This window comes from Allocatelliglobosispora scoriae, assembly GCF_014204945.1.
GTDB lineage: Bacteria > Actinomycetota > Actinomycetes > Mycobacteriales > Micromonosporaceae > Allocatelliglobosispora > Allocatelliglobosispora scoriae.
This window is the reverse complement of sequence record NZ_JACHMN010000003.1, coordinates 273,555-290,408: the sequence shown is the minus strand read 5'-3', so window position 1 is coordinate 290,408 and position 16,854 is coordinate 273,555. Positions and strand designations below refer to the sequence as shown.

16 protein-coding genes are annotated in these 16,854 nt (G+C 69.7%); 4 read left to right on the top strand and 12 right to left on the bottom strand.

All coding sequences use genetic code 11. The annotated features are described in order from the left end of the window. Positions 1-275 precede the first annotated feature (275 nt). Positions 276-1,310 carry a LacI family DNA-binding transcriptional regulator gene (locus tag F4553_RS27975; RefSeq protein ID WP_312875414.1) on the bottom strand — a complete coding sequence of 345 codons (1,035 nt, stop codon included), beginning with the start codon at positions 1,308-1,310 and terminating at the stop codon, positions 276-278. Positions 1,311-1,404: 94 nt separating this feature from the next. Between F4553_RS27975 and F4553_RS27970 the strand changes: the two genes are divergently transcribed. The 3 genes from F4553_RS27970 to F4553_RS27960 are packed head-to-tail and all read left to right on the top strand — an operon-like array spanning position 1,405 to position 4,402. Next, a complete protein-coding gene (locus F4553_RS27970; protein ID WP_184841696.1) occupies positions 1,405-2,556 on the top strand; it encodes a Gfo/Idh/MocA family protein in 1,152 nt (383 codons plus the stop codon). Beyond that, positions 2,556-3,602, top strand: a complete 1,047-nt coding sequence (locus F4553_RS27965) for a dihydrodipicolinate synthase family protein (RefSeq protein ID WP_184841694.1) — start codon at positions 2,556-2,558, stop codon at positions 3,600-3,602. Before F4553_RS27970 ends, F4553_RS27965 begins: the two co-directional genes overlap by 1 nt. Continuing rightward, a complete protein-coding gene (locus F4553_RS27960) occupies positions 3,599-4,402 on the top strand; it encodes a sugar phosphate isomerase/epimerase family protein (RefSeq protein ID WP_184841692.1) in 804 nt (267 codons plus the stop codon). The genes F4553_RS27965 and F4553_RS27960 overlap by 4 nt, the downstream gene beginning before the upstream one ends. A 38-nt stretch (positions 4,403-4,440) precedes the next feature. On the opposite strand, the gene F4553_RS27955 is transcribed toward F4553_RS27960, so the two are convergent. The 3 genes from F4553_RS27955 to F4553_RS27945 form a co-directional block, all read right to left on the bottom strand. Continuing rightward, complete coding sequence (locus F4553_RS27955) at positions 4,441-5,361, bottom strand: type IV toxin-antitoxin system AbiEi family antitoxin domain-containing protein (RefSeq protein WP_184841690.1); 921 nt, start codon at positions 5,359-5,361, stop codon at positions 4,441-4,443. Positions 5,362-5,460: 99 nt separating this feature from the next. After that, on the bottom strand, positions 5,461-7,014 hold the full coding sequence (locus F4553_RS27950) for a phytoene desaturase family protein (RefSeq protein ID WP_184841688.1): 1,554 nt from the start codon (positions 7,012-7,014) through the stop codon (positions 5,461-5,463). A 26-nt stretch (positions 7,015-7,040) separates the two neighbouring features. Next, positions 7,041-8,585: a Rieske 2Fe-2S domain-containing protein gene (locus tag F4553_RS27945; RefSeq protein ID WP_184847001.1), complete on the bottom strand. Its 1,545-nt coding sequence runs from the start codon at positions 8,583-8,585 to the stop codon at positions 7,041-7,043. A 108-nt stretch (positions 8,586-8,693) separates the two neighbouring features. Between F4553_RS27945 and F4553_RS27940 the strand changes: the two genes are divergently transcribed. After that, positions 8,694-8,912: a hypothetical protein gene (locus tag F4553_RS27940; protein ID WP_312875413.1), complete on the top strand. Its 219-nt coding sequence runs from the start codon at positions 8,694-8,696 to the stop codon at positions 8,910-8,912. 159 nt (positions 8,913-9,071) lie between these two features. Here the strand turns inward: F4553_RS27940 and F4553_RS27935 are convergent, their stop codons facing one another. The 8 genes from F4553_RS27935 to F4553_RS27900 all read right to left on the bottom strand — a co-directional run bounded on the left by F4553_RS27935 (position 9,072) and on the right by F4553_RS27900 (position 16,776). Continuing rightward, a complete protein-coding gene (locus F4553_RS27935; protein WP_184841684.1) occupies positions 9,072-10,103 on the bottom strand; it encodes a DivIVA domain-containing protein in 1,032 nt (343 codons plus the stop codon). Then, positions 10,100-11,164 carry a dual-specificity RNA methyltransferase RlmN gene (rlmN, locus tag F4553_RS27930; RefSeq protein WP_221470710.1) on the bottom strand — a complete coding sequence of 355 codons (1,065 nt, stop codon included), beginning with the start codon at positions 11,162-11,164 and terminating at the stop codon, positions 10,100-10,102. The genes F4553_RS27935 and rlmN overlap by 4 nt, the downstream gene beginning before the upstream one ends. A gap of 170 nt (positions 11,165-11,334) precedes the next feature. Further along, the gene (locus F4553_RS27925) at positions 11,335-12,636 is read right to left on the bottom strand and encodes a phosphatidate cytidylyltransferase (RefSeq protein WP_184841680.1); all 1,302 of its coding nucleotides are present in this window, start codon (positions 12,634-12,636) and stop codon (positions 11,335-11,337) included. Beyond that, positions 12,633-13,190 (bottom strand): ribosome recycling factor, encoded by a 558-nt coding sequence (gene frr / locus F4553_RS27920; RefSeq protein WP_184841678.1) that lies wholly within the window; start codon positions 13,188-13,190, stop codon positions 12,633-12,635. Before frr ends, F4553_RS27925 begins: the two co-directional genes overlap by 4 nt. Positions 13,191-13,254: 64 nt before the next feature. Next, a complete protein-coding gene (pyrH, locus tag F4553_RS27915) occupies positions 13,255-13,974 on the bottom strand; it encodes a UMP kinase (protein ID WP_184841677.1) in 720 nt (239 codons plus the stop codon). Between the two features lie 90 nt (positions 13,975-14,064). Beyond that, positions 14,065-14,892 (bottom strand): translation elongation factor Ts, encoded by an 828-nt coding sequence (tsf, locus tag F4553_RS27910; RefSeq protein WP_184841675.1) that lies wholly within the window; start codon positions 14,890-14,892, stop codon positions 14,065-14,067. A 36-nt stretch (positions 14,893-14,928) separates the two neighbouring features. After that, positions 14,929-15,816 carry a 30S ribosomal protein S2 gene (gene rpsB, locus F4553_RS27905; protein ID WP_184841673.1) on the bottom strand — a complete coding sequence of 296 codons (888 nt, stop codon included), beginning with the start codon at positions 15,814-15,816 and terminating at the stop codon, positions 14,929-14,931. A 237-nt stretch (positions 15,817-16,053) separates the two neighbouring features. Then, a complete protein-coding gene (locus F4553_RS27900; protein WP_184841671.1) occupies positions 16,054-16,776 on the bottom strand; it encodes a hypothetical protein in 723 nt (240 codons plus the stop codon). Between the last annotated feature and the right edge of the window lie 78 nt (positions 16,777-16,854).

The window sequence follows — 16,854 nt, the reverse complement described above, 5'->3', positions numbered from 1 at the left end:
CGCGACGCAGCGCTCAGCGCACGGTACGGCGCCCGACACACAGGCCAGGATCGCCGCAACTCTTCAAGAGTTGGTGCTAAGCGGTGCCGCCCACCCCCGCGATGTCACCTTGATCGCATTAATTCCCGGAAGTAGTCCCCTCGGCCCGCTGCCGAGGGGACTACTTCCGGGAAACAGCGCGATCATGGCCCGCGGGCACCGCCGCGGACCCCGCCGACGCAGCGGCGAGGGCTCGCTTAGCACCAACTCTTGAAGAGTTGCGGGGATCTTGACGGCTAGCTGGAGGCAGGGGCCGGGGCGGGGGCGGTGCTGGCTCTCGGGATCAGGGTGGCGGGAGCGAGGATGGACCTGGGGGGCTGGGTCTCCTCCGCTAGGACCAGGGACATCGCGGCGGCGCCCAGCTCCGTCAACTCCAGCCGGATCGTGGTGAGCGGCGGGTTGGCGTCGACCGCCGTCGGCAGGTCGTCGAAGCCGATGATGCTGAGCTCCTCCGGGCAGCGTCGACCCAGCTCCCGGGCCGCGGCCATCGCGCCGAGGGCCATCAGGTCGTTGAGGGCGAAGATCGCGGTGAGCTCGGGATGCTCGGCCAGCAGGGCGAGGGTGGCCTGCCGCCCCCCTTCACGGGTGAAGTCGGCGGTCGCCACCTGGCACGGCAGCGGGCCGAGCGCCTCGCGGAATCCGGCGAGCCGATGCGTCACCGCGGCGAGCTGGGGCGGCCCGGCGACGACCCCGATCGCGGTGTGACCCAGGGCGAGCAGGTGCTCTCCGGCGGCCCGGCCACCCTCGTGGTTCTCGGGCTCGACGGCGCTGACACCGAGGCCGTGCCCGCCGATCGCGGCGACCCTGCCTCCGCGCGCGGTGTAGGCGGCGAGTTCCTCACCCAGTTCGGTGAGGAACTCCCCGGTGGTGAAGGCGCTGCCGGCGAGCAGGATGGCGCGGGCGCGCTGCGTACGCAGGCGCCGGACATAGTCCAGCTCGAGCTTCGGCTCCCGGAACGTGCTCGCGACCATGACCATCAGGTCCTCGGCACGGGCGGCCCGCATGGCACCGGCGGCGATCGCGGCGAAGTAGGGGTCGGCGATGTCGTGCACGATCAGGCCGACGATCGAGGTCGTCGATCGGGCCAGCGCCTGCGCGGGTCCGTTGGAGACGTAGTGCAGCCTCGTTGCTGCGTCCTCGACCCGGGCTCGGAGCGCCTCGGTGGGGCTTCGTCCGCCGCTGCCGTGCAGGACACGGGAGGCAGTGGCGAGCGAGACGCCGGCCGCGTCGGCGACCTGCTGCAGGGTGACGGTTGACGGAATCTCAGGCACCCCGGTAACGTACCGCCTCGCGGGCAAGCGGAAAGCGCTTTCCGCACGAATGCGAGCCGGAAAAGGCAGAGCTTGAACCGAGAGGGGGTCCGGCGTGGCACGCAGGACGATCGGCATAGTCATGAACGGAGTCACCGGGCGCATGGGTTACCGCCAGCACCTGGTCCGTTCCATCCTCGCCATCCGCGAGCAGGGCGGGCTCGCCCTCGCCGACGGCACCGTCGTCTGGCCGGAGCCGGTCCTCGTCGGCCGCAGCGAGGCGAAACTCGCCGCGCTCGCGCAGATGCACGGGCTGACCCGCTGGACCACCGACCTCGCCGGAGCGCTCGCCGACCCGGCCAACGAGATCTACTTCGACGCGCAGGTCACCACCGCCCGCGTCGAGGCGCTGCACACGGCGATCGCGGCCGGCAAGCACATCTATACCGAGAAGCCCACCGCGGAGACGCTCGACGACGCGCTCGCTCTCGCCGACGCCGCTCGCACCGCCGGGATCAAGCACGGCGTCGTGCAGGACAAGCTCTACCTTCCCGGCCTGCTCAAATTGAAGCGGCTCGTCGACTCCGGCTTCTTCGGGCGGATCCTGTCGGTGCGGGGCGAGTTCGGCTACTGGGTCTTCGAGGGCGATTGGCAGCCCGCCCAGCGGCCGTCGTGGAATTACCGCAGCGCCGACGGCGGCGGGATCATCCTCGACATGTTCCCGCACTGGCGCTACGTGCTCGATCACGTCATCGCCCCGGTGCGCACCGTCTACGCCCAGGCCAGTACGCATATCCCGACCCGCGTCGACGAGCACGGCAACGAGTACAAGGCGGATGCCGACGACGCCGCCTACGCGGTGTTCGAGTTGGAGGGCGGGATCGTCGCCCAGCTCAACTCGTCCTGGACGACCCGGGTGGACCGCACCGAGCTCGTCACCTTCCACGTCGACGGCACCCACGGCAGCGCCGTCGCCGGGCTGCGCGGCTGCCGTATCCAGCACCGCAACGCCACCCCGAAGCCGGTCTGGAACCCCGACCTCCCCGTCACCACCGACTTCCGGGCACAGTGGACGGAGGTGCCGGAGAACGACGAGTACGACAACGGCTTCAAGACCCAGTGGGAGGAGTTCCTCGCTCACGTGGTCGCCGACGCGCCCTACCGCCACGACCTCTTCGCCGGCGCCCGGGGCGTGCAGCTCGCCGAGCTCGGGATCGAGTCCTGGCGGACCGGCACGAAGCTGACGATCCCCGAACTGGAGGCGTGATGAACCGGGTGGTGTATGCGGCGGCTCATGTCGTACCCGGCAAAGGGGCGCAGGGCGCGCGGGGAGATGGCAGCTTGGACTGGGACGCGACCCTGCGCTTTCGGCACCACCTGTGGAGCCTGGGGTTGGGTGTCGCGGACGCGATGGACACCGCGCAGCGCGGGATGGGGCTCGACTGGGCGACCACCCGCGAGCTGATCGCGCGCTCCGGCGCCGAGGCGGCCTCGGTCGGCGGGCTGCTCGCGTGTGGTGCGGGGACCGATCAGCTCGCACCCGGCGAGCACACCCTCGCTGCGATCGTCGACGCCTATGAGGAGCAGCTCGCGGTCGTGGAGGCGAGCGGCGCCAACGTGATCCTGATGGCGAGCCGAGCGCTCGCCGCGACCGCGACCAGTGTGGACGATTACCACGCCGTCTACGGCAAGCTGCTCTCGCAGGCGTCGCGGCCGGTGATCCTGCACTGGCTGGGCGACATGTTCGACCCGGCGCTGCACGGTTACTGGGGCTCCGCCGATCTCGACGAGGCGACCGGCACCGTGCTGTCGCTGATCAAGACCCACGCCGACCGCATCGACGGCATCAAGATCTCGCTGCTCGACGCGGATCGGGAGATCGCGATCCGGCGGGCGCTGCCGGCCGGGGTGCGCCTCTACACCGGCGACGACTACAACTACCCGACGCTGATCGCGGGGGACGAGCACGGCTACTCCGACGCGCTGCTCGGAGTCTTCGACCCGATCGCCGAACCGGCCGCACGAGCGCTGAAGCTGCTCGCCGGCGGGGACGTCGCCGGGTTTCGGGCGGTCCTCGACCCGACCGTCCCGCTGGCCAGGCACATCTTCCAGCCGCCGACCTATAACTATAAGACCGGGATCGTCTTCCTCGCCTGGCTCAACGGGCACCAGGAGCGCTTCGAGATGGTCGGCGGGCTCCAGACCGCCCGCAGCATCGAGCACCTGGTCACGCTGCACGAGCTCGCCCTCGCCGCCGGTGCGCTCGCCGACCCGGAGTTCGCCGCCGCCCGCCTCGCGACGGTGACCGGATGAAACTCTCCCTCAACACCGCCACCGTCAAACGCCTCACCCTCGCCGAGGCCGTCGCGGGCTGCGTCGACGCCGGCATCACCGGCATCGGCGTCTGGCGCGACCGCGTCGCGGAGGCGGGCGGCGGCGCGGCCGCAGCCAAGATCATTGGCGACGCCGGGCTCGTCGTCACCAGCCTGTGCCGCGGGGGCTTCTTCACCCGACCGGGCTGGGAAGCCGACAACCGGGCCGCGATCACCGAAGCCGCCGAGCTCGGCACCCGCGAACTCGTCCTCGTCGTCGGCGGGCTCGCCCCGGACAGCAGGGACCTCCCCGGCGCGCGGGCGCTGGTGCTCGACGCGTTGGAGCAGCTCGTGCCGCATGCGCGGGAGGTCGGGGTACGGCTCGCGATCGAACCGCTGCACCCGATGTTCTGCGCCGATCGGGCCGTCGTCTCCACCCTCGGGCAGGCGCTGGACCTCGCGTCGCACTTCGCGCCGCAGGAGGTGGGTGTCGTCGTCGACACCTATCACGTGTGGTGGGATCCGCAGCTCTTCGAGCAGATCGCGCGGGCGGCCGGGCGGATCTCCGCCTATCAGGTCTGCGACTGGACCCTGCCGCTGCCGGCGGATGTCCTGCTCGGCCGAGGCCACGTCGGCGACGGCCACATCGAGTTCGCCCCGATCACGGCGGCGGTGCTGGCGGCGGGTTATGAGGGTCACGTCGAGGTGGAGATCTTCAACGAGCAGATCTGGGCCGCGCCGGGCAACGAGACGATCGCCACAGTGGTGTCGCGCCACACCACCCACTTCCCTGAATTTTAATGCTGGACACGCCGCGAAAACTGCAACAAAAGTCAGGATCAACGCCACGGGGACAGCGCGGTCCGCACCATCTCGGGGATGTCGCCGGGACGGATGGTGTCCTTCCACGTGAATCGGATGACCTTGAATCCGGCGCTGATCAACGCGTTCTGCCGCTCACGGTCGCGGTAGAGCGCGTCCGGACGATCGTGGAACTCCGCGCCGTCCGCCTCGCCGATCACCCGCCCGGCACGCCACAGCATGTCGACCCGCGCCAGGAAATTCCCGTCCACATCGAGGATCTCCGCCTGCAGCTCATCCGGCGGCACACCGCCGTCCACACAGCGCAGTCGGGCCCTCGTCTCCAGCGGCGACTCCGCTCGCGCGTTCACCTCGGCGATCCGGTCGGCCGCCATCTCGGCACGGTGGCGTCCGGCGAGCGTTTCGCGTACCGCCGCGAGGTCTTGGGGTTGGATCAACCCGCGCTGCAGCGCGGAGTCGACGGCTGAGACCGCGCTCAGCCGATCAAGGCTCAAGAGCAGATCAGCGAGGGTACGCACAACCGAACTGACCCGCATCCCATCGACTGTGATGATTTCACTCGGCCGCAGCGTGACCTCGTGATAGCGGAGCTCGCGATCGACGACCCGCTGCCGCCGACCGCTCCCCACCGGACAGGCGATGTGGACCGGGCGGTCACCGGGGAAGGCGCCCGCGATCCCGAGCAGCTCGGCCGCGGTGTCGCGAATCGCCACTCCACCCGCGCTGAGCAGCGCCGATCGAACCTTGACTCGAGCACTCGGCTCGCCGACGAGATCTGCGTTGACGAGATAGGTGCCCCAGAAGAGCCGCCGCAACAGCTTTTTCCGACAGAGCGTCGCGATCTGGTTCCGGCTGACACCGATCTCTATACATTGACGTGCGGTGATGACTCCGTCCTGGGCGGCGGCGACGTCCTCGATGAGCGCGTATCTCTCCACGCCGACCAACATTGCCGGTCCGCGTGGCCGTTTCCAGCCCCTGTGGATAACCTCGAGTTGATCCTGACTTTTGTTGCAGTTTTCGCGGCGTGTCCAGCATTAAAATTCAGGGAGGTTGAGGTCGGTGAGGATGCGGACCGCTGCGTTGTGGCCGGGGGCACCCGTCACGCCGCCGCCGGGGTGGCAGCCTGCGCTGCCTGCGTAGAGGCCGTCCACGCCGGTGAAGTAGGGCATACGCCGATCGAGGGCGAACGTGTTGTCCAGGTGCTGGATGTGGCCGCCGGTGATGCCGAAGTGGCGCTCGATGCCCGGCGGGGTCAGCGGGGCCACATCGACCACCAGGGACCTCGTGCCGGGCGCATAGCGCTCGCAGATCTCCAGGAGCCGGTCCACATAGCCGTCCACCTGGGCGTCCCAGCCACCGTTGGGGGCGTAGGGAACCGACTGGACGAACAGGGCCGAGGAGTGGTGACCGGCATCGTCCTGGAGCGACGGGTCGACCGTGGTGTGGACATACCACTCGATGGTGGGCTCGTCGGGCAGCTCGCCCGCGCGGACCTGCTCCCACATCCGGCGCAGGGCCGCCATCGGGGAACCCAGGCTCTCCGGCAGCAGGTGGATCGTCGACCCGAACGGCGACGGCGCGTCCGGTGGCAGGCAGCGGAAACGCGGCAGTCCGCTCAGCGCCAGGTTGACCTTCATCGTGGTGCCGGAACGCCGCACGCTCGCCAGGTGATCCGCGAGCGCCGCGGGCAGCGGGGCCAGCTCGGCGAGGCGGAACGGGTCGCAGGCGCCGAGCACCGTCGTCGTCTCGATCACCCGGCCGTCGGCGAGGGCGACTCCGCTGACCGCTCCCCCGCTGGTGAGGACCTGGGCCACCGGAGTGCTCGCGATGATCTGCGCGCCCTGGCGGCGGGCCGCTCCGGCGAGGATCTCCGCCACCCGGCCCATGCCGCCCTCGGCGATCATCCAGGTGCCGTCCGCGCCGGGCAGGCGGCACATGTTGTGCAGCAGGAAGTTGTGCCCGGTGCCGGGGTCGTCGGGGCCCGCGTGGGCACCGGAGAGGCCGTCGGTCACGGCGTACATCGCGGTGAGGAGCTCGGAGAGGTCGAAGCCGGCGAGATACTCGGCGACGGATCCGCGTACCAGTCGGATGAAGGTCTTGCGCAGCGCGGGCCGCAGGTAGCGCTCGGCGGTCTCCTCGACGGACCCGGGCTCGGCGAGCCACGCGGGCGCGAGGTCCTCGCGCAGGTCGGCGAGCTCGGCCTGGAGCGCGTCGTCGGCCGCGAGGTCCGCGGGCGAGAGCTGTGCTCGCGCGGCGGCGCGGTCGGTGCCGAACAGGAGGTACGGCGACCCGACCGGCCCCGGTGTCGGGAGGAAGTAGTGCGGATCACGCCGCCGGGTCGGGATCTGGACGTCGAGCTTCGCGAGCAACTCGGGCGGCATGAGTCCGAGCAGGTAAGAGCCGGTGGACTGGCGCAGGCCCGGCACCTTGGGGAAGATCCGCTCGGTCCGCGTGGCGCCGCCGATGGTGCTGTCGGCCTCCAGGACCACGGTGGCGAGCCCGGCACGGGCGAGCATGATCGCCGCCACCAGACCGTTGTGGCCGGAGCCGATGATCACTACGTCCGCGCGCGCCGGGATCTCCGTCATGGCGCTCAGAATAGCTGAGTCGCGAGTCAGGAAGCCTTCTCCGAGCGGATCTCGTGGCCCACGCTCGTCAGGCACTTGCCGCTGGCGAGGTTGAACTTCCAGCCGTGTAGCTGGCAGGTGAGCGTGTCGCCCTCGACGATGCCGAAGCGGGTCAGGTCGGCCTTGAGGTGCGGGCAGCGGCGCTGGAAGGTCCAGCCGCCCATCGTGATGTCCTCGGCGTCCGGGCGTTGGGATTCGTACCAGCCCTCGGCGTACTGCAGGCGCTCCTCGGACAGGCACTTGAAGAAGGCGTAGACGAACTCGTTGTACTGCCCGATGCGGGCGGCGGTGAAGCGGCACGACAGGAAGAGCGAGTTGACCCAGTCACCCTCATCGATGAAGAGCAGGTGCTCGACGAGGCGGCGCTCGGTCTTGAACCGGTAGCGCACCTTCTCATCGGCGGCGATCCGGACCTCCTTGCCGGGGAAGTCGATCAGGATCGACTCGATGATCTCGCCGCCCTCCTCGAACGGCGTGGTCAGGTCGAACCGCACCGGCCCGCCGACACCCTGTGCCAGCCGGACCGACTCCTCCAGCAGTGGGTCGATCCGGGCCTTCATCCCGGCGAGCACGTCGATCTCCGGGTGCGACCAGGATGCCTTCTCCCGCTGGATCGTCACCAGCTCGCGGTCGCGGTAAGCCTTCAGGTGCTCGGCCTTGTTGGCGAAGAAGTCGTCCACGTCGTCGACCGGATGCGTCGTGGTGCAGCCGTCAGCGGTCAGGGTCGAGACCGAGCCGGGCAGCAGGACCACGCCGTTGGTGCCGCCGACCTTGGCGTACTCCCGCAGGAAGTCGGCCTGGTCGGGGAAGATGTTGCCCTCGTCGCCGAAGATGTCGTTGAGGTGCCACAGCTCCTCGTCGAGGAAGCACGGCGGCCCGGCGATCGGGAAGACGTGACTGGGCTTCAGGTCGTCGATGTAGCGCCACGTGCGGTCGTATTGCCGGTCGCGCTTCTGCTTGCCGAACGCCGTCTTCGCCGACTGGGGCAGCTCGTAGACCATCGGGTACCAGATCGCGCCGGAGAACTGCAGCATGTGCGCGTGCACGTGGCCCAGCTCCGTGAAGCGCACCAGGTCGGTGGGGCGGGCGTCGTTCTGGTTGAGGACGCGGACGCCGTCGTGCTCCACCCAGAGCGACGAGTCGCCGATCGGGCCGTCGGTGGGGCTGATCAGCGCCTGAATCATGATCTTCAGACCGCCGTCGAGCTCGTGCACCTCGTCCGAGACCGTCCGCAGGAAGCTCGTGAAGCCCAGGTCGCGCAGCTCGTCCTCGAGCTGGCTCGTCGGGTACTCCGGGAGCAGCACGGTCGCCTTCTTGCTGACGAACCGCCGCAGGTGCTTGGCGTCGAAGTGGTCGCGGTGCAGGTGCGACACGTAGAGGTAGTCGACGTCGCCGAGCTGCTCCCAGTCGAGCTGGGAGTTGTCCGGGAAGGGGAACCACGATGCGAAGTAGGCAGGATTCACCCAGGGGTCGCAGAGGATGCTCCCCGCCGATGTGTCGATCCGCATGCTCGCGTGACCCGTGCCCGTGATGCGCACCGCTGCTCCTCGCCGTTACCGCTGCTGTGACCCCACGACGCTACCTGACGGGTATCGGATGCCACACTGATGGCACTACGCGCCGCAACGAAGGGAACGACCGTGGCTGGATCAGAGCCGGTGACCTCGCCCGATCAGCACAAGCCCACGCCCGTGAAGAAGGGCTACATCGCCGGGATCGTCACGGCCATCGCGCTGCTGCTCTTGTCGATCGGCAGCAACATCACCGGTGAGGAGCAGGCGTGGCTCTACATCGTCGCCGGCCTCATCATCGCGATCATCGCCAGTGATGCCGTCCTGCGCCGCAACGGGCTCCGCTGAGTATTCGAACGTCCCTCAGGAAGATCACACATGGTTCGGGGAAACAGACCGGATCTTGGATCGTGATCGCGTCTGGTTCGCCGAATTACGTGTGATCTTCTCGATCACACCGAGAAAGGCCCCGCCGAGGCGGGGCCTTTCTTCATGGCGTCGGGGAGCTCAGCGGCGGCGGACGATGTCGCGGACCTCGCGGAGAGCCGCGTCGACCTCGCCCTCGTAGTAGCCGCCGGGGACCAGGCTGAACTGCGCCGGGTCGAGCTCGTTGTCGCTGATCGGAGTCGCGCCGTGCCCGGCGAGAGCACTGACCACGCCCTCGAAGAGCCGGTCGACCTGGGCCGGGTCGTAACCGCTGCCGAAGCGGCGCAGCTGGAAACCCCGGCGCATCTGGTCGACCCGCTGGACCTCACCCGTCGGAGCAGCGCTCGCGGGCGGTGCGGGCGGGCCGTTGAAGCCGCCCTGCGGGCCCGCTGACGGCGGCGCGTTGAAGCCGCCACCGAATCCACCCGGTGCGGACGGCTGGCCGTAGCCCTGCGGCGGCTGCGCCACGGGCGGCGGCTGCTGCTGGTAGCCGGGCGGCGGCTGCTGCTGCTGATATCCGGGCGGCGGGCCGTTGAATCCACCGGTCGGCGGTCCGCTCGGCGGCGGTCCGCCCGCCGGCTGGTTGAAGCGCCCGGCGTCCGGCATGCGGATCTCGGAAGTCATGTCCATCTTGCCGTGGCGGCCCGGGTCGAACCCGGGATCCCGGGACGGGTCACGCGAGTCGAAACCCGCGCCCGCGAACGCCGGGTCCTCGAACCGCTGCGGCGCCGGAGACGGTGCCGGCCGGTTGGGCAGGTTGCCGGTCGCCGGGCCGGAGCCCATCGACGCCGGAGCCTGCGGGCTCATCCTCGGCGGCTCCGCCGGACGCAGCTCGGTGGCGCGCAGCTCGGCGCCGCGGCCAGGCTGCGCCGCCCGCTCCTCGAGCTCCGAGAGTTGCCGCTCCACCCGGTCGAGGTGCAGGTCGACCTGCCACTCGTCATATCCCCCAAAGCGCACCCGGAAGACCACGTCGTGGACCTCCTGCGCGCCGACCGCAGCGCCGGGCACGCCGTTGAGCGTCGCCTCCACGCGGTCGAGGAACGAATCGACCTCATCGACTTTGTATCCCCGGCGTACCGCGCGCCGCCGGAACCGCTGCCCCTGATTGCTCAAGATTCCACCTCGCTAGCCGCCAACTGTCCACAGGCCCCGTCGATCTCCCGGCCACGGGTGTCACGCACCGTGGTCGCAACCCCGGCCGCGCGCAACCGCCGGACGAACTCCCGCTCCACCGGCTTGGGGCTCGCGTCCCAGCGACTGCCCGGCGTCGGATTGAGCGGGATGAGATTCACGTGGGTGAGCTTTCCGGCCAGGAGCTTCCCCAGCAGGTCCGCGCGCCACGGTTGATCATTTACATCCCGGATCATGGCGTACTCGATGGAGACGCGGCGTCCGGTGCGAGCCGCGTAGGCCCAGGCCGCGTCGAGCACCTCGGCGACATTCCACCGCTGGTTGACCGGGACCAACTCATCGCGCAGATCATCATCAGGCGCGTGGAGCGACAGCGCAAGCGTCACGGACAGATCCTCTTCCGCCAGCTTGCGCATTGCCGGCACGAGTCCGACAGTCGACACGGTGATGTGCCGCTGGGACAGGCCGAGACCCTCCGGCGCGGGCGTGACGAGGCGCCGGATCGCGTCGATCACCCGGGGATAATTGGCGAGCGGCTCGCCCATCCCCATGAAGACGACGTGGCTCAGCCGGGGCGGGCTGCCGTGCACGGCGCCGGAAGCGGCGACACCGGCGAGGTAGACCACCTGGTCGACGATCTCGGCGGTGGAGAGGTTGCGGGTCAGGCCGGCCTGACCGGTCGCGCAGAACGGGCAGGCCATGCCACAGCCCGCCTGGCTGGAGATGCAGACCGTGACCCGGTCCGGGTAACCCATCAGCACGCTCTCGACCAGAGAGCCGTCGTGGAGCCGCCACAGCGCCTTGCGCGTGGCACCGTCGTCGCAGGCGAGCTCGCGGACCGGCGTCAGCAGCTTGGGGAGCAGCTCAGCCGCGAGGCGCTCGCGCGACGCCGCCGGGATGTCCGTCATCGCCGCCGGATCGCGCTCGAGGCGGGCGAAGTAGTGGGTGGAGAGCTGACCCGCCCGGAACTCCTTCTCACCGAGATCGGCCACGGCGGACCGGCGACCGGCCAGGTCGAGGTCGGCGAGGTGCCGCGGAGGCATCTTCGCCCGGTGGCGCGCGGTGGCGGCGGGCTCGCCGGAGCCGCGCTCCAGCACCACCAGCTGCCGCTGCTCTGGCGTTGGCGTCGGCGCCGGAAGGTCGGATTGCACAGGAGTGTTCGTCATGACCGGTCCAGTCTCCCACGTCGTCGCCGCGGCCGCGCCGCCCCAGGTCATGCTGTGGGTACGAGCACGCTCAGCAGGACGTACGCCGTGGGCAGGGCGAAGACGATGGAGTCGAGTCGATCCATCATGCCGCCGTGCCCCGGCAGGAGGTTGCTCATGTCCTTGATGCCCAGGTCTCGTTTGAGCAGCGATTCGGCGAGGTCACCCAGCACGCAGGCGATGGAGACGGCGAGGCCGAAGACCAGGCCCTTCCACAGGTCCACGTCGAGCAGGAAGTAGAGCAGCGCCGAGCTGCCCAGCGCCGTGGCGATGAGCGAACCCGCGAACCCCTCCCAGCTCTTCTTGGGGCTGATCGTCGGCGCCATGGGGTGTTTGCCCAGGAAAACGCCCGCGACGAAGCCACCGGTATCGGAGAGCACCACTGCCGCCAGCAAGCACAGGATGCGCCATTTGCCGTCGTCGGGAGTCGCCATGATCGCGCCGAAACTGAGCAGGAAAGGCACATAGGCGAGGATCAGGGCCGAGGCGCCCATGTCGCGCTGGTAACCCTCCGGACCGTCGCCGATCCGCCACACGAACGTGGCGAGCACGGCGATGAGCAGGCCCAGCGAGAGCGCGTCGAGACCGGAGAACCAGGCGAGCGCGATCATCACCGCGCCGCCGCCGATCACCGGCACCATCGGTGGCTGCGCACCGGTGGTCCTGATCGCCCGGATCAGCTCCCAGCTGCCGACCGCGCCGGCGATGATGAGCACGCCGAGGAAGGCCTGCTTGTAGAAGAACAGGGTGCCCAGCACCACGGCCGCGAGCAGGATGCCCACGCCGATCGAGACCGGCACGTTGCGCCCGGCCCGGGACTTGCGCTCCACGGGCAGCGGCGCGGGCTCACCGGCGGGTGCGCGCCGCCGGCCACTGCGGCCGCCACGGGACTGCTGCTCCTCCGCCGGGTACGCCGGACGCTCCGCCGTGTCGTCGGCGCGCGGGTGCTCGTACCCCCCGGGGGTTTCGTATTGGCCTCGGGAGGGCCGGCCACCGCGAGTGGGCTCGTCGCCCCGGGCGGCCGCACCGCGGCGGGGCGGCTCCTCCCACGCCGACGGCTCCGGGCGGCCGGTGTCGCGCCGGGGCTGTTCCTGGGGTGCCCGAGCGCCGGAGTCCCGCCGGGACCGCGACGGCCGGGCGGTCTCCTCGGACCGGCCGGGCGCCTGGCCCCGAGGCGGGCGTGGAGGCTCGACGTCCTCGCCACGGGCGAAGAATCCGCCACCCGCGTCGGCGTCGTCGAGCCCGCCGAGGCGCGAGTAAGCGCTGGCCCCGGAGCCGTAGCCGGGATCCCGGCGGTCGTCTTCGCTCATACCTCGAGCAGCTCGACTTCCTTGTGCTTGATCATCTCGTCGATCACGCCGACGAAGCGGCCGGTCAGATCGTCGAGCTCCTTCTCGGCACGGCGGCCGTCGTCCTCGCCGACCTCGCCGTCCTTGACGAGCCGATCGAGCTCCTCCTTGCCCTTGCGCCGGATGTTGCGGACCGCGACCTTGGCGTCCTCGCCCTTGCCGCGGGCGACCTTGACCATCTCGCGGCGCCGCTCCTCGGTCATCGGGGGGATGACGATGCGGATCTGGGTACCCTCGTTGCCGGGGTTGACGCCGAGGTCGGAGTCGCGGATCGCCCGCTCCATCGCACCGATCTGCGAGGCGTCGTAGGGCTTGATGATCACCATGCGGGGCTCGGGAGTGCCGATCGAGGCCATCTGCGGCAGCGGGGTGGGTGTGCCGTAGTAGTCGACCATGATCTTGGCGAACATCCCGGCGCTGGCGCGGCCCGTGCGAATCGCCGCGAAGTCCTCCTTCGCGTGCTCGACCGCGCGTTCCATCTTGTCCTCGGCCTCGAGGAGCGTGTCGTCGATCATTGCGGGCCTCCCTTCCTTGTCGTCAACTATGTTCCTGGCGCTCGCCGTAGGCTGCGCCGGATGCCTAAGCGGCGGTGATCAGCGTGCCGATCTTCTCGCCGTTGACCGCCCGGATGATCGTGTCGTCACCCTCGGCGCCGAAGACGAGCATCGGCAGCCCATTGTCCATGCAGAGGGAGAGGGACGCAGTGTCGACCACCCTCAGGTTCTCGCGGACCGCCTCATCGAAGGTGATGTGCTCGAGCTTGCGCGCGGTCGGATCGGTCCGGGGATCGGCCGTGTAGACGCCGTCCACCCCGTTCTTGCTCATCAGGACCACGTCGGCGTGGATCTCCAACGCCCGCTGGGCGGAGACCGTGTCGGTGGAGAAATATGGCATGCCCGCGCCCGCGCCGAAGATGACGACGCGCCCCTTCTCCAGGTGGCGGATCGCGCGCAGCGGAATGTACTGCTCGGCGACCTGGGCCATCGTGATGGCGGTCTGCACGCGCGTCTCGATGCCCTCCTTCTCCAGGAAGTCCTGGAGGGCGAGGCAGTTCATCACCGTGCCCAGCATGCCCATGTAATCGGCCCGGGACCGCTCCATGCCGCGCTTCTGCAGCTCAGCGCCGCGGAAGAAGTTGCCGCCGCCGACGACCACGGCCACCTCGACGCCCTGGCGGACGACCGTCGCGATCTGGCTCGCGATCCCCTGCACGACGTCGGGATCGATGCCGACCGCACCGCCGCCGAAGACCTCACCGGAGAGCTTCAGGACAACTCGACGGAACTTCTTCTGGCTCATGCTTGAGACCCCTCCTGCAGACATCCTGGACGACGATATGCCACAGGGAGGCCTTGGCTTCCACCAACGGCCTCCCTGTGGGGAGATTTCTTAGGCCTGTCCAACCTCGAAGCGCTCGAACCGGGCCACGGTGATGCCGGCCTCGTTGAGCACCTGCTGCACGGTCTTCTTCTGGTCGGTCACCGAAGGCTGCTCGACGAGGACGTAGTCCTTGAAGAACGAGTTGACCCGACCCTCGACGATCTTCGTGAGGGCGGCCTCGGGCTTGCCCTCCTCGCGAGCGGTCTGCTCGGCGATGCGGCGCTCCGACTCGACGACCTCGGCCGGAACCTGGTCGCGGGTCACGTACTTCGGCCGCATGGCCGCGATCTGCATCGCCACGGCGCGAGCGTCCGAAGCCGCAGCCTCGTCGCCCTTACCCGTGTACTCCACCGCCACACCCACCTGCGGAGGCAGGTCGGCGGCCTTGCGGTGCAGGTAGACGGCGATCTCGCCATCGAAGATCGCGATCCGGTTGATGACCAGCTTCTCGCCGATCTTCGCGGACCGCTCCTGGATCAGCTCGGCGACGGTGACGCCCTCGAGCTGGGACGCGAGCAGCGCCTCGACATCGGCCGGCTTGGTGGCCTCGACGTGCTCGACGAGCTGCTGAGCCAGCGCGACGAAGTCGGAGTTCTTCGCCACGAAGTCGGTCTCGCAGTTGAGCTCCAGCAGCGCCGGTCCCGAGTGGGCGACCAGGCCGTTGGCGGTGGTCCGGCCGGCGCGCTTGCCGACGTCCTTCGCACCCTTGACCCGCAGCAGCTCGACGGCCTTGTCGAAGTCGCCCTCGGACTCCTCGAGCGCCTTCTTGCAGTCCATCATCCCAGCGCCGGTGAGCTCACGCAGGCGCTTGACGTCCTGGGCAGTAACAGCAGACATCTCTATCTCTTTCGGCTTGACGTGATCGACGGACGATTACTCGGCGGCAGCCTTGACCTCGACCGCAGCGTCGGCCGGAGCCTCGGCGGTCTCGTCGGCGGCGACGGCGGCAGCCTCTTCGGTCTTCGCCTTGTCACCCTCGAGCAGCTCGCGCTCCCACTCGGCCAGCGGCTCGTCGGCGGCGACGGCACCCGGCTCGGGCTTCGCCTCGGCCGAACCGCCGCGCAGGCTCTTCGCCGAACGGGCCAGGAGACCGGCGGCGACCGCGGACGCGACGACCCGGGTCAGCAGCTCGGCCGAGCGGATCGCGTCGTCGTTGCCCGGGATCGGGAAATCGACCTCGTCCGGGTCGCAGTTGGTGTCGAGGATCGCGATCACCGGGATGCCCAGCTTGCGGGCCTCGTCGACGGCGATGTGCTCCTTCTTGGTGTCGATCACCCAGATGGCGCTCGGGAGCTTCTGCATGTCGCGGAGACCGCCAAGCGTCTTCGTCAGCTTGATCTTCTCGCGCTGGAGCTGCAGGGTCTCCTTCTTCGTGTAGCCCTTCTCGGCGCCGATCTGGTCGATCGCCTCGAGCTCCTTCATCCGCTGCAGGCGCTTGTACACCGTCTGGAAGTTGGTGAGCATGCCGCCCAGCCAGCGGTGGTTCACGTAGGGCATGCCGACGCGCGAAGCCTCGCCGGCGACGGCCTCCTGAGCCTGCTTCTTGGTGCCCACGAAGAGCACCGAGCCGCCCTCGGCGACGGTGACGCGGATGAACTCGTACGCCTTCTCGATGTAATCGAGGGTCTGGCGGAGGTCGATGATGTAGATGCCATTGCGCTCGGTGAAGATGAAGCGCTTCATCTTCGGGTTCCAACGGCGGGTCTGGTGCCCGAAGTGGACACCGCTCTCCAGCAGTTGACGCATGGTCACGACGGCCATGGTGGTGCTCCTTTGGGTTTCCCTGGTTAGTGCGGGGGCCGGGCGGCCCTCGCCCTAGCGCCCATGTCGTCAGCCAGGTGGACCGGAGGATCGAGATCCCGTGGACCAGGGGGCTGCCGTCCGACCGTGTGGCCGGAGATAGGCGCGCGAAGTCGACCGCATCTGCGGTCGCCGAATCCCAAGCATACGCGGTGTGCCGGGAACACCTCGATCGTGCCCCCGAAACAGGCAGTTAACCTACGCCGCTGCCCCGGCGGCGACTATCAGCACGAGGGCCACGACGAGGTAGGCGAGGGGCGGGCGCAGCCAGACCCTGGGTCCGCGCAGGTCGACGGCCCGGGCGGCGCCCGTGGCGAGGGCGTAGAGGCCGATGCCGAGCAGCGGCAGCGCCACCAGCATCAGGCCGCCGGCGACCGCGCGGGACACGTCCAGCGGGTCGCCGAAGACGCCGGCCGCGAAGACCCGGGCCATCGCGAGCTCCAGCACACCGAGCGCGAGGCCGATGCCGACCGCGACGCCGGGCCGCTTGCTGCGGTAGACCCCGTCCGGGGCCGGTTCGGCGGTCAGGCGGGTCGGGCCCTCTGCCGCCCGCCGCAGCGACGCCCGGTCGACCGGCTCCGTCGGCGGCTCCGGCGGTGGCTGGTCGGCGGGCGGGCGGGCCTCCAGCGCCGGGCGCGGATCGACCGGACGCGGATCGGCCGGCCTGGGATCGGCGGGCGGGCGCTCGGCACGCCGCCGCTCGGCCTCGCTGCTCAGCTCGGCCAGGGAGGCGTAACGGGCCTCGGGACGCTGCTCGGAGCCACGTGGATCGAGCCCCCGCCGGGGGTCGTCCGTGTGCCGCTGCTCCGGAACGCCATAGGGATTGCGGCGCTCACTCCAGTCGGGCTCGGCATAGCCGTCCCGCGTGCCGCGGTCTTCTGCGTACCAACGCTCGTCCGGGTATCCACGATCAGCCGTCACGGCGACTGACCGTAGGCCAATCGGACGAGGTTGTCCACACATCGCCGCTATCCACAGGCGGGGCCGGGGAGCGCTGGC

Bases quoted from the DNA above. Each gene is read 5' to 3' on its own strand.
- F4553_RS27965 (WP_184841694.1), top strand. From the start codon at position 2,556: ATGAACCGGGTGGTGTATGCGGCGGCTCATGTCGTACCCGGCAAAGGG.
- F4553_RS27960 (WP_184841692.1), top strand. From the start codon at position 3,599: ATGAAACTCTCCCTCAACACCGCCACCGTCAAACGCCTCACCCTCGCC.
- F4553_RS27950 (WP_184841688.1), bottom strand. From the start codon at position 7,014: ATGACGGAGATCCCGGCGCGCGCGGACGTAGTGATCATCGGCTCCGGC.
- rlmN (WP_221470710.1), bottom strand. From the start codon at position 11,164: ATGCCTCCGCGGCACCTCGCCGACCTCGACCTGGCCGGTCGCCGGTCC.
- F4553_RS27925 (WP_184841680.1), bottom strand. From the start codon at position 12,636: ATGAGCGAAGACGACCGCCGGGATCCCGGCTACGGCTCCGGGGCCAGC.
- frr (WP_184841678.1), bottom strand. From the start codon at position 13,190: ATGATCGACGACACGCTCCTCGAGGCCGAGGACAAGATGGAACGCGCG.
- pyrH (WP_184841677.1), bottom strand. From the start codon at position 13,974: ATGAGCCAGAAGAAGTTCCGTCGAGTTGTCCTGAAGCTCTCCGGTGAG.
- tsf (WP_184841675.1), bottom strand. From the start codon at position 14,892: ATGTCTGCTGTTACTGCCCAGGACGTCAAGCGCCTGCGTGAGCTCACC.
- rpsB (WP_184841673.1), bottom strand. From the start codon at position 15,816: ATGGCCGTCGTGACCATGCGTCAACTGCTGGAGAGCGGTGTCCACTTC.